Below are 13,732 nucleotides of genomic sequence, written 5' to 3'. Positions count from 1 at the left end.
TTTGTATTTCTATACATTTCCAGCCAAAGGTGCAAGGGTTTTGAGCAATTATCCCAGTTTTTCCTGGATTTGAATAGTACTTAATCAGCTTCAAGTTCTTTTTTGACAAGTGTTTCCACCTTTTTCAGCAAACCCTATTTACGAACAGATATCTTAAAAACTCCAAATTTCAAACTGGCTACGGTTTAGAAACATCTTTTAGCTCTGACACTTTTCTTTTACACCGTTAATATGTGACATTATGCTTCTAACAGCCTTGGGATCTTTGACTATCAGTTTATATTCACTTTCTGAGCTAGAGACTGAATTACCAAAACTCTGAGGATCGGTTTCTCCTGGTGGATTCCAAGTTCTGAGTATATTACTGTCTTCACTATTGTTGACAAATAAGATATAGTTTTCTCCTGCTTGGTATTCTGTATTGGTAATAGGAATCGACCAATCTTCAAATTTACCAAAATTTTCACTCAAGCTTAATTTATTACAATCTAATCGTTCTACTGTATATCGAGGCTCTTCAAAGTTTAGAGCTTTTACGATCGCCATCCGATTGTAAAGTAAAGACCTTTCCCGATCTAGAACAGATATTTTTTTGTGAGTTTGGTAAATCCAATAAATTAAAAAAAGATTTATTAGCACCGAACCAGGGATAATTAATGATTTTAAATTCATTATGTAGCTAATTAAATTTCAGACACATTTAATTTAGCAATCTACAAGTAAAAATTTTGTAAGGCTGTACTGCTAATGGTTTAGTTGTTAGCGATCGCTCGTAATTTTCTAAACAGTCTACTAAGCTATGAATTTGTAAATTAATCTCACTGGTTATCGCCAAAGTACTATTTTCTCCTTGGGCTTCGTAAAAGCGGGCAATTAGTTCTTTTCCTGCTGACAATTTTAATGCCATTAAAATTACATTTTCGGGAGATATTGTTAGAAGTTGATTGGTAGCTGGTAAGTTATTTTTACTTTTATTATGTTTTTTTTGGCTATCTAAAATAATAGTTTTTAGTGGTGTATTTAATTCGTATCCTTGATTGACTGTTTTGGCTTGTTTCCAATCGCTTTGATGGGGATAAATAGCATAAGTAAAATGATGAATACCGCGATCGCTTTGAGGATCGGGCCAAGTAGCAGCGCGCAATAAAGTTAATCTCAATTGATTAGGTTTAACGTCATAGCCGTGTTTGTAATCGCTTAACAAACTAACCCCGTAGTTTTGCTTTTCATCGGTAATATCTGCCCAATTTAATGCCGATACTTCCCATTTGGCTTTTCCTGCTTCTGTCTGGGGTTGAGTCGATCGCTCGATCGCTCCACAGGGGATTTCATAGGTAGCGCGATCGCTTTTGATAGTCAGAGGAAAAGCTGCTTTAACTATCACGTGAGTTTCCTGCCAATCTACAGTATTAACTATCTTTAAATACCTGGCATTTCTTTCTAAAATATAGTCTTGAGTAAAAGTAGATTTATTAAATTTTTTAATTACTCTAATCCCTTTAGTTAATCCTACTTCGATCCATTCAATCGATCTTAATTCTGCATCAGCTAATCTTTTTTGTTCGTATTCTGGATCGATATTCCAAGCATCCCAATATTGTCCTTTATCGGTAAAGAATTGCAATTCGTTGCCAGGCTTGAATAATACTTCTCTTTGATTTCTATGATCAAAAATACTATCTATATTTCCTGTATCAGAATTAATAGCTACTTGTAAATAACTATTTGCTAACTCAAACTTATCTCTCAGTCTCCTCGTCTCCCACAGATGCGGCGAACCGAATCGCCTTTCTCCCAGTCTCCCAGTTCGATCATCTCCTTCTTTCCAACATAGCCAATACAAATTATATCCAATGCCAGGAATATTTTTAGCTAAAAAAGTTAGTTTGCTTTCATTTAATTTACTATCAATAGCTAGACTATTATCCGATCGATCGCTAATCCAAAAATTTAGATTGTTATTGTTTAGTATTTCGTCTTCAATAGTTACCTCTTGCGATCGCATCCAGTTCAGGGAATTAAACACAATTATTGGTTTGGCATTCTCTTGAGGGGAATTTGGCAGTTGAATCGATGATGCGATCGCCCTTAAGCCCCAGTCTAATAAATTTTCTCCTATTTCTATTGCTGCTTGCCAATCTCGGTTTGCTTCAACAAATACTTCGGGGATAGATGTCCCTGGCAAGATGTCGTGAAACTGATTGAATAAAACTTTCTTCCAGGCTATATCAATTAATTGCGCCCAGTCTTCTTGACAAAAAGCTTCTTTTTCTAATATCCTACTTAGATTGGAAAATAGTGGCTGCTTATATATATAGTCTCCACAAAGCAAAGTTGCCAAACTCGTCCATAACTCCGCCTCATAAAGCAGTCGTTCGCAGTAGCGATTATATTGCTTTTGATCGGCACGTACCGTATAGCAACCACGATGTAGTTCTAGGTATAGTTCGTCTTGCCAAGTAGGTATCGGTGCAGAGTCAATTTTATTTAGATAGTCGATCGCTTTAGTAAATTTAATTTCGGGAAAAAATGGTGAATTATCCCACTTCCGAGCGACTTCCAACATATCTTTAGTTGGTCCTCCTCCATGATCGCCTACCCCTGGCAGCCAAAAGATTTCCTGCAAACCCGTTTGACTTTCCCAATCGAGGGCATAATCAATCATCGTCATGGGGTTAGTATCCATTACTCCCGTAACGTTGGGAGGAGACATTAAAGTTAAAATCCTCGTACCGTCGGGAGACTCCCACCAAAAACAACCATGAGGAAATTTAGTGCGATCGTTCCAGTGGAGTTTGCCCGTAACAAAATATTCGATGCCACACTGTTTTAAAATCTGGGGTAATTGCCAAGTAAAGCCAAAACTATCGGGCAGCCAAGCTACTTGACAAATCTCGCCAAATTTTTCTTGATAGTATTGTTGTCCGTAAATTAATTGCCGTATTAAAGACTCGCCGCTGACTAGGTTAGTTTCGGGTTCGATCCACATCCCCCCCAACAATTCCCATTTATGTTGTTGGACGGCATTTTGGATTGCTTTAAACAGATCGGGATTATCTCGTTCGATCCATTGATACAAGGCAGGGGAAGTATGACCAAAAATTAAAGTGGGATAGTTTTCCTGTAAGCTAATTACAGATTTAAAAGTACGCTGTGCCACTTCCTTGGTTTCTGTCGTTGTCCATAGCCAAGCCATATCTAGATGGGCGTGTCCCAATAAATTAAAACCACGCTGTTTGATATTTTCTCCCCAAGGAATAAGATGCGATCGCAACTGCTGCAAATCTTGGGTAAAGCGATCGCCATGGTTAATATTATTCCAAGCAAATTTATTTAATTCTTCTGTTAATCGGTCTAGCTTCTCTGGCTCAAATTTGTCTAGATATCTAGACAAAATATCCAACTCATCTCCCAACCAACCAGGATCGATATTGTCTAAGGCATAGGGTTTTTCGTAGATTAAATGCGATCGCATTAATGCTCCGATATCATGATTGGGACTAACCAAACGAATAATAATTAGATATTCTGCTCCTGGTTTAACATCATCCGTAATTAATATCCTGGCGGAAGAATCAAATAAATCCCCTTCTTGTACCAATTTCCCATTGAGATAAATCTGCGCTTCTTCCGCCCACCAAGTTAAAACTAAGCGTAAAGACAAGCCAGCTAAGGGATAGTCTTGCAAAGCTGGGGGAATAACTATCTTTTGTGCCAACCATTTAACTTCTCTTCCTGGGGGAAATACCAAATAACCCTTCTGATTAACTTCAGCAATGGCATACTCTGAAAGATCTCTTTTTAGATTGGTAATATCCGACTCAGTAACATCTCGCCAACAGTCTTGTATTCCTAATCGAACTTGCTGGCGCAATCTAGCAATAAATTCTGAAATAATAGAGTGCGAACCACCTGACACAATTTCATTACTCATTCACCAATACTCGTTCGTATTTTTCCCCTACTTTGTCCCAGGTATATTCCTGTTCGACAAAAGCTCGTCCGTTTTCTGACAGCTTCTCCCGCAGCTTGGGTTCGGAAAACAAACGCCCGATCGCATAAATATATTCAGCCAAACTATTAGCCCGCATTGCCCTTAACGGCACAGTAGTACCATCCACTTCAAACTCCTGCAAAGCGCGATCGCTTCCCACCACTGGTATTCCCGATGCCATCGCTTCTAGGGTACGATTGCGTAAACCATATCCCTGACGAATTGGTATGACACAGACTGTAGCCCAATGAAGATATTCTAGAACGTCAATTACTTTTCCCGTAACCACAATGCCAGGTAATTCATTTAGTTCGGCAATCTCTGGAGTAGGGTTAGCACCGACTAATTCTAATACTGCTTCGGGATAGCGATCGCGAATTGCGGGAAATATTTCTAATGCCAAAAAACGAGCCGCATCAATATTGACATCTCGATCCATATTGCCGAAAAAGACAATTCTCTGACCTCCTTGATTGGTGATGCGACGAGAAAATTTCTGGAGATCGACTCCATTGGGAATTAGAGTCACCTCACTTTCAGGTTCTAATTCTTTGACAATATGTTTATCTTGACTAGAAACAGTGACAATAGAACTAAATTTAGCTAAATAATTTTGTTCGTAACGTTTGCGCAAACTTAAATTGATTCTATTTTTAAGTTCGTTGTCCGAACTATTCCCTGCTAATTGTTTTTTGTATTTACCATATTCAGAAAAATGAAGATTGAGGACAATTTTTAGCTTTTGATGCCAATGGCGATCGATATAAATCTCATCAGAATTATCTTCGCAGACTAAAACATCAAATGTATCCTCGGCAATAGCTTCCTCAATCCACTTTGCCATTTCTGGACTATAACTATCCAAAATATCTGGCGGTTTATTTTGAGTCACAAAAGTTACCAACCGCTTGGCTTTGTCGATCGATCCCGAAGACTGACTGCTAGAATCGAGAGCAAAAACAATTAATCGATCTACAAGTTGTTCTAGGGCGGTAATTTCGCGATCGCTAACTTCTCCACTGCGACGAGTAACCAAAGTAATTTGATGATTGGTCTTCAAATATTCCAACAGGTGAAAAGTTCTTAGTTGTTTTCTACCTTTAGTTGGGGGATAGGGAAAAATAGAACAGAGAATGAGAATCTTCATTTGTTAGTGGTTGATGGTTAACTGTCGCGGAACTGGTAATGGACTGGGACTAACTTCTCAGAGGTTCTCCGATTAACTTCTCAAAAACAAATCGATCTCCAAAACTCTATTTTACTATTAGGCTCGTCTGAAAATAACTACTTAATATTACTTTTAATATGAAATAGGTCAATGCTTGCTACAAATGATATCGTTTTTAGTTCTTAGTTCTTAGTTCTTAGTTCTTAGTTTTTAGTTACCACCTACTTATGTGTAGCATTATTTTTTAGATTTCATTTAATCATGCAATATTCAAGCCAAAATTAATTCCCTAACATCTGTAACTGATACAAACTAGCGTATAAACCTCCAGTTCTTAATAATTCATCGTGGCTGCCAGACTCGATTAACTCTCCTCGTTTCAAAACCAAAATCTTATCCACATTGCGAATTGTTGAAAGTCGGTGGGCGATAATAATTGCCGTGCGATCGATGAGGAGTTTGTCTAAAGCAGATTGAATCGATGCCTCTGTAGACACATCTAAACTAGAAGTTGCTTCATCTAAAATCAAGACGTGAGGATTGCGAATGGCTACCCTAGCAAAAGCTAAAAGTTGTTTTTGTCCCCCAGAAAGATTTGTACCTCTTTCCCGCAAGATAGTGTTGTAGCCATCGGGCAAGTCTTGAATAAAGCGATCTATATCAACTAATTTAGCTGCGGCTTGGACTTCTGCTAAAGAATAGTTGTCGCCCAAAGTAATATTGCGTTTAACATCCCCTGCAAATAAGAAACTTTCCTGCAAAATCACTCCAATATAACGACGCAAATCTGCTTGAGGAATATCGCGAATATCAATGCCATCTACTAAAATTCTGCCTTTACTAGGTTCGTAGAGACGGCACAACAAACGAATTATCGAACTTTTTCCTGCCCCAGTTGGTCCGACTAAAGCTACTTTTTCTCCAGGTTTAATCGTAAAGTCGAGGTTTTTAATCACATATTCATCTTCTTTATAACCAAACCAAACATTTTCAAAGCGAATTTCGCCAGTTCGAGCGTTATTTTTACCATCTGTAAGTAAAGTGCGGTGTCCGTCAGCCACAGAGATTACTTTATCTCTAATTTCTATCGGTTCGTTTAATAATTCGGTAATTCTTTCGATCGCCGTAAATCCCGATTGAAACATGGTAAATTTATCGGCAAATTGACGCAAGGGGTTAAATAGTCTTTGAGAATAAAGAATAAAAGCCGATAACGCCCCGTAAGTCATACTATCTTGGAGAATAAATACTCCCCCCAACCACAGTACTGCTGCGATCGCAACTAAGGAAATCCATTCTAAAGTAGCAGACACGGCGGAGTCATGAAAGATAGTTTTATCAATTTCGGTACGATAGCGTTCGTTAATCGAGCGATACATCTCGCCGTTATAGACTTCTCGTTGAAATAGCTGCACGATATTAATTCCCGTAATATTCTCTTGCAGCATAGAATTGAGCTTAGACAGTTCTTCCCTAGCTTTGTAATTCGCCTTGCGATATTGCTGTTGGAAATAAATAATTAGTGCGGTAACGGGAATTAACAAAAACACCAGAATTGATGCTAGTTTCCAATTGGTGACATAAATCATCACGACAATTGCCACAATAGAAATAAAATCGCTGATAACTCCTACCGCACCGCTAGCAAATACATTGCCCAAAGCTTCCACATCGCTAGCAATACGAGTAATTAACCTTCCTACGGGAGTGCGATCAAAAAAACTCGAAGCCAAAGAAGTAACGTGGTTAAAAAGATCCTGACGAACTTCGGCAGTAATTTCTTGTCCGATTTTTTGTACTAAATAACCCTGCAAAGAAGCAAACATCAATCTGACGATAATAGTCAGCAGCAATAACCCAGAGAGAATATTAATTCCTTGGGCGACAGATACCCCACTAATAAAACCCCATACAGGTTCGTCTCTTAATAAAGAAATAGCTTGACCGATAATTAAAGGCTGAATCGAACCAGCGATCGCCAGTGGAATGAGTAAAATCAAAGATATGACTAACGTACCTCTGCTTTGACGAGCGTAAGGAATTAATTTGAGAAATAACCGCCAATCATTGTCTTGTTGGGCGATTTTAGGCTTTAATTTCGGAGAAACAGTAGTCATAATTTTTTTTTAGCTGAAAACAAAATCAATTTTTTAGATCGGTCATCAACTTTAAATTGGAAATTTATGGTGGAATATATCTTTTAGATTATGACAATAATTTTTTCTAAAGCAAAACTTTCTAGTTGTAAACAATCTAGATAATTAGCGTACAACCTCGACAGTCGCTTCAACGGGTTACGAACCCGCAACGCGCTGTCTCGCAAAATTAATTTTATAACTGTTGTAATTGTTCTCTGTTACTATCAAAGACGGTTTATTGATGTTTGATAGAACAAAATGTCTGGTAGCGAACTCAAAGCGGATCTGTGGATTAATGAATATATAACTCCTTGGGATATTTATACTCATGGAGTTAATAAGATTTTGGCTTATCAAAAAACTCCCTTTCAGGAAATGTATATCGTGGAAACGGGGGCGTATGGCAAGGGATTGGTCTTAGATGGTAAATGGCAATCTTGTACTGTGGATGAGTTTATTTATCACGAAGCTTTAGTGCATCCTGCTTTGATCGCTTGTCAAAACCCTAAAAAAGCTTTAGTGCTGGGAGGTGGGGAAGGAGCGACTATTCGCGAAATATTACGCTGGAATAGCATTGAAAAAGTAACGACGATCGATATTGATGGAGATGTGGTTGAGGCTTGTCAAAAACATCTACCAGAAATGCACCAAAATGCTTTTGACGATCCGAGAGTGGAATTAAAAATCGCCGATGCTTTAAAGATCTTAGATAACACTCAAGAGACTTGGGACATAATTATTTCCGACTTGAGCGATCCGATCGAGTCTGGTCCTTCTTTTCCTCTGTTTACCAAAGAATATTTTCAAAAACTACATAAAGTCCTCAACCCTGGCGGCTATGTGATGGTACAAGCAGGTCCTATATCTCCTGCGGAAGTAAAATGTCACGCTCGCTTGGTCAATACTTTAAAGGCGGTGTTTGCTAACGTCACATCCTTATCTGCCCCCACTCCATCTTACGGAAGAGCTTGGGGATTTGCTTTGTGTTCTAATAATGCGATCGATACCATGCCTCAACCAGAAGCCATTGACGAATTGTTAAAAACTAAAACTACTGGAGGATATCGCTTCATCGACGGTATTACTCTTTTAGGGATCTTGCAAACTCCTCTCTATATCCGTCAGGCGATCGCATCTGAAACTACGGTCTATACCCTAGAAGCACCACCTAAATTTTTTGGTACAGGGACTAGGGGACTAGGGGACTAGGGGACTGGGTGACTAAGAGGGTTTGACGACTAACAATTAACAATTAACAATTAACAATCGCGCGATCGCAAGTAACGAATTAGCGGAGGCAAAACGGGACAGGGTTTTTTCTGTTGCAAGCTTTTGCCATTATCGGGGCGAAAGACACTCCAGCGGAAAGGACCTAATTGGGCAGCAGACATCCAGAGGAGGCGTTTTGCCCTAGTCATGGCAACATAGAGCAAGCGGTATTCTTCGGCTTGTTTGAGCTTAATTGCTTCGTCCCAGGCTACTTTGGGGAGAGGAATAGTTTTGGGGTGCGTGTCTCCTAGATATTGTTGGTGAACGATCGCTCTAATTTGGGCGCGGGCTACTTCTGAGAGGGTGAAGTTGCCTAAGAATTGGCTGGCTTTGGGTATCCAAGGTTGTCCTGGCAAGATATCTTGGTGGAGGAAGGGGATAAAAACGTAGTCCCAATCTAGTCCTTTGGCTTTGTGCATGGTGATGATGGTTATTTGTCCAGCACGGGTATAGCGATCGCCATTGTCTTCTTCGACTCCTTCAAAGTTTTCGGCGGTAACTATTTCTTCTAGGGCGGTGATACTGGCTTTAATGGAACTTCGACCGATAATTTGTTTTTCGACTTTTTCGGCAAGTTTTTGCACGGTGGCTAATTCTGACCCCGTATATTTTAGAGTCATGCCCAAAAAAGGAATTATTTGATAGTGGGGTAATTCCATTCTCGCACTGAGTAAATTGCAGCAATAGCGACGGGCTGCTTCTACTTGAGGTTTGTGGGGTGCTGCAAGGACAGTAGGGTAGAGGAATTCTTCGGGGGAAGTAGCTAAAGCGTTTAAGTCTTGGGTGGGAATGAGGCTGCGCTGTTGTAAAACTTCTAAAGCTGCCTTGAGGTTGTCAGGAGAGTGGGGGCGATCGATAAATTGTAATAAGGTAAGGATTTCCCCAGGAATTTGGGAATAGCGATCGCTTTCGTTGGTTTCGTAGATTTTTATATTATGTTCTTTCTGCAAATAGGCTAATTCTTCAGCTAAGAAACGTCCTTGGCGATTTTCGCGCACTAAAATAGCTGCATTGCGCTCGGGATGTTCTTTAAATAAAGCGATCGCTTTTTCCCCAATTAGTTTGACTGTTTGGTAAACATCATCGGGGTTGGTAATTACAACGCCACTAGCTACAGGAGTAGGATTGGCATCGGGTTGGGGATCTCCTGGATCGACGGTAATAATTTTTTGTTCGCGGAAGGGCAAGCTTTCTAAATCTTTTTTTTCTTCTCTATTCGACCATTGTTGATTGACCCAATAGACAACAAAATTTGCCGCATTAATAATTATCTCGCTGCTGCGCCCTGCTTGATTCATAGTTGTCAAGCTGTTTTGGCGATCGCATTGTTCGCAAAACCATTTAAAGTAAATCGGATCGGCGGGGGTAAAGGTAGAGTTGATCGCTTGATTGGGGTCGCCTACCCGCACTAAATTGGGAGAACTAATAGCGTCGTCACTAGCTGCCAAAATCGAAATTAATTTTTCTTGTAAGGGACTAGAATCTTGAGCCTCGTCTTCAAAAACACCATAAACTTGATTTTGCCACAGCAAGCGCATCGGTTGATATTCCAGCACTTTTAAAGCTGCCAAGATCATATCGTCATAGTCAATCAAATCTTGCGATCGCATTAACTGTTGATATTCTTTGTACAATCCTGCGGCAATTTTTAAAATCCCATATTCATCCCTAGCATTATGGCTCAACTCTTCTAAGGCTTCGGGCAGCAATCCCGAACTTTTAGCTTCTCGCACTACCGTATTCGTTAGGCTGGGCAATACTTCCGTCCGCAATACCGACTGACGGCGCAATCTTTCCGTTTCTTCCCCATCAAATTGAATTCCTTCCAACAGGTTTTGATATTCCAAAGGACGATCTGCGATCCACCTTTCCACCGCCCCACGAATAATGCGATGTCCTGTATTGGGTACGACAATGGTAACCCGATCTAAATTCAAACCCGATAGTTCTTGACGAGAATTAGCAATATTCAACGCCAATCCGTGTAAGGTGTGAACCACAAAACCCCCAGGAGGAAGCATCAAATCCTTCAGGCGATCGCGAATCTTACTTTTAATATTAGCTGCTGCCGAACGAGTATAGGTAACCACAATCAACTGACGGCGACTGTGTAATTGATTACTAGCGATCGCAATTGCTGCTGCTACCGACAGACTGTGAGACTTCCCTGCCCCTGGTACTGCGGAAACTGCCATTTCTCCCCCCTGCCAATTAGCCAAACCCTGCTGTCCTCGCCTCAAACTATGACGCAAAGTCTGTAACTGAGATTCCAACCATTGAACCCGTTCTGTTTTTTGGCTATCGGCTGCAAGATCGGCTGTAGGCTTTGGCAACTTAGAGGTCATTTATATTTTGTTAGTTGTTAGTTGTTAGTTGTTAGTTGTTAGTTGTTAGTTGTTAGTAAGTCTCCTAGTCACCCCGTCACCCCGTCCCCTAGTCACCCCGTCTCGTTTAGCATTGTCTAGTAGAAGCAATACGTTCTCCTGAATTGTTAGTGCGATATGCCGTTAAGATAATTTCTCCTCGATCGGTTACTTTGATGCCTCTAGCTGGTTGAATTTTACCTTTACTAGTAGTAATAGCTTCGGGAATATCCGATGCCGATACAGGTTGTTCGATTTGTCCGTCAATAATGACGCTGCTAGACTTTAAGGGTAGATCGGGCGCAGCAATCGTACCACCTCTACCTTTAACAACAAAATTATTTTGACTGGCAAAATCAGCATTAGTACAAGCCTGGGCTGTGGTTTGTTGGGTATCGACTACATTACTGGGCAATTCAGTAATCCCTTGAATGGGATTTAGGTTCAAAATATTAACTTCCACAGTACCATCCAAACTAAAATCAGAACTGGCGTTAATATCGTTAGTGCGATCGCTTGTAGTGGAACGTTCTTGAATGCCTAATAGGGATTCGGTATTGATATTAATGTTACCGCCGATACCGTCTTCTGCACTAGCCAAAATATCGTTGTTGCCGCTGGGAAAGGCAATAATAAATCTGCTATCGATGTTTAAGTTGCCTCCATCGGCATCGTTAAAAGCTTCGGCAGAAATTAAACTATTGTTATCTAAGATCAGGCGATCGCCAATTTTTAGGTTAACAATTCCCCCTTCACCAGATTGAGTCGCAGCAGAAATTTCAGTATTACCATTTAATTCCAGGTTGTCGGCAGCCAAGAAAATATTACCTCCACTTCCTTCACCCAAACTACTAACATCGATAATGGCATTGTTGGTAATAAAAATTTGTTCTGGGGCATTTTCTGAAACTACACCATCAACAGCATTACCACCAATATTAATATTACCGCCGCCTCCTGTAGCATTTTCCGTTGTATTGGCATAAATACCGCTAGGTGACTGTTGCAAAATATTGGATAATTGGTCTGATTCGGGAAATTCTACCAATTCCGCAGTAGATTCGACGCTATTATCGAGAGTCAAGCGATCGCGAATATTCAGATCGATATTACCTGCATCTCCCGCACCATCGGTAGCAGCAAATATTTTACCACCGCTAGTAAAATTCAAAGTATTGGCATTGACTAGAATCGAACCACCAGCAGAATCGTTAGCAGTGAAGGCGTTAATAAAAGCATTCTCAGATATATCTAAATTGCCTACATTCAAAGTAATACTTCCCGCTTGACCGATACTACCTTCTACAGTGTTGGAAGAAATAAATGCAGTATCGCGCATGATTAGTTCCCCTGCATTAATTTCAATCGTTCCCCCTTCACCATTGGAAGTTTCCCTGGTCAAACCTGCAACAATCTGAGAAGGGAAACCGTTTTCTTCTCTACCTTCTAAAAGAATTGTCTCCCCAATGTTAAAAGTAATATTTGCGCCATTACCCGTAGCTTGAGAGTCTGCCAAAATTAGATTGCCATCGCGAGAAAAAAACGAACCGCCAGCATTTATTTCTATATTTCCTGCATTTCCTATCGCACCATCCCTAGTTTGAGATTGAATTTGACTGCCGTTACTGAGATTAATATCTCTCGTAACGTCAATCTTGATATCCCCTGCGCTACTAATATTATCTGTATCGGGACTAATACCAGCAGTATCAGCAAGAATTTCTGAATTATTAATTAAGTTTAATTCTCCCGTAGTTATAGTAATATTTCCACCATTGCCTCTTACTGGATCGATTGGGTTACCAGCAGAATCTAAATTGTCAACCAGACTAATAATACCCGAACCATTTTGTAAGGAAATAGCTTCATTAGTAGTAATAGAAATATCCCCTGCATTTCCCTCCCCTCTGGTTCTAGCAGCTATATTAGCTCCGTTTTCTAGAATTAAAGCATTGGCTTGAATGTTGATATTTCCAGCATTACCCACAGCCCCTTGCTGAACTTCTGTCAAAATAGCAGTAATATTTCCCGTCTCTGGATCGTCAGTTAGGGAAACCGTTCCTTCTACATTAATATCGATATTGCCCGCATCTCCTATACCTCTGGTATCAGCTAAGATAAACGAACCATCTCCTATATCTAGAGAGTTGGCATTAATAATGATGTCTCCACCGTTACCCACTGCTTCTTCTTGTACTTGAGCTAAAATTAAAGCCCCTCGATCTAATACAACGTCATTGGCAATATCGAGATTGATATCTCCCGCATCTCCTCCCACGCCACTGTTATCGGTCAAGACTGCGCCCACATCAAATAAACGAAGAGAATCGGCAGTAATATTCACCGAACCCGCATTACCTACTCCTTCCTGTTGTACTTGGCTAAAAGAACCGCTAATTACAACTCCTCCGCCAAAAGCAGGTACAGGAGTTTCTCCAATGCCTTGATATAATACTGTTCCTGTAGCATTAATATTTATCGTGCCGCCATCACCTTGGGCGATGCTGGTGGTAATAATTCTTGCACCATCGAGCAAAGTTAAGTTTTCAGTATCGATATTAATAATTCCTGCATTGCCTACTACTCCTTCTGTTTCTAGTTCCAAAGACTCAGAAGCTACATTAGTCAAACCGACATTACTATAAATGCCGCTAAATTCTTGGTCGATGGTAATATCTCTGGCGGTAACATTAATATTTCCCGCATCTCCTTGCCCGAAAGTAGTAGCAGTAATTGCCGAACCATTAGTAAAGTTGAGAGTATCAGTATTAATGTCGATCGCACCTGCCCTTCCCGTACC

Annotated in this window: 7 protein-coding genes; 1 reads left to right on the top strand and 6 read right to left on the bottom strand. The window is 40.2% G+C overall.

Features of this window, described 5'->3' with window-relative positions; translation table 11 throughout:
- Positions 1–198: 198 nt before the first annotated feature.
- From AC33VI_RS08245 to AC33VI_RS08230, 4 genes are all read right to left on the bottom strand, one after another.
- Positions 199–672, bottom strand: a complete 474-nt coding sequence (locus tag AC33VI_RS08245) for a hypothetical protein (protein ID WP_491781787.1) — start codon at positions 670–672, stop codon at positions 199–201.
- Between the two features lie 28 nt (positions 673–700).
- Positions 701–3,934, bottom strand: coding sequence for an alpha-mannosidase (locus tag AC33VI_RS08240; RefSeq protein WP_491781786.1), 3,234 nt, complete (start codon positions 3,932–3,934; stop codon positions 701–703).
- Positions 3,927–5,141 carry a glycosyltransferase family 4 protein gene (locus tag AC33VI_RS08235; RefSeq protein WP_491781785.1) on the bottom strand — a complete coding sequence of 405 codons (1,215 nt, stop codon included), beginning with the start codon at positions 5,139–5,141 and terminating at the stop codon, positions 3,927–3,929. Before AC33VI_RS08235 ends, AC33VI_RS08240 begins: the two co-directional genes overlap by 8 nt.
- A 302-nt stretch (positions 5,142–5,443) precedes the next feature.
- Complete coding sequence (locus tag AC33VI_RS08230) at positions 5,444–7,279, bottom strand: ABC transporter ATP-binding protein (RefSeq protein ID WP_491781784.1); 1,836 nt, start codon at positions 7,277–7,279, stop codon at positions 5,444–5,446.
- A gap of 279 nt (positions 7,280–7,558) precedes the next feature.
- On the opposite strand from AC33VI_RS08230, the gene AC33VI_RS08225 reads away from it, so the two are divergent.
- Complete coding sequence (locus AC33VI_RS08225) at positions 7,559–8,509, top strand: spermine/spermidine synthase domain-containing protein (protein ID WP_491781783.1); 951 nt, start codon at positions 7,559–7,561, stop codon at positions 8,507–8,509.
- Positions 8,510–8,559: 50 nt separating this feature from the next.
- Here AC33VI_RS08225 and AC33VI_RS08220 read toward each other — a convergent pair whose 3' ends face one another.
- Both AC33VI_RS08220 and AC33VI_RS08215 read right to left on the bottom strand, forming a co-directional pair.
- On the bottom strand, positions 8,560–10,914 hold the full coding sequence (locus tag AC33VI_RS08220; RefSeq protein ID WP_491781782.1) for an ATP-dependent helicase: 2,355 nt from the start codon (positions 10,912–10,914) through the stop codon (positions 8,560–8,562).
- Positions 10,915–11,020: 106 nt separating this feature from the next.
- Positions 11,021–13,732: beta strand repeat-containing protein (locus tag AC33VI_RS08215; protein ID WP_491781781.1), on the bottom strand; the 2,712-nt coding region annotated here is incomplete at its 5' end.

The organism is Waterburya sp. (assembly GCF_058530065.1).
Note: the sequence above shows the minus strand (reverse complement) of the source record. Positions and strands in the feature narration are given on the sequence as shown.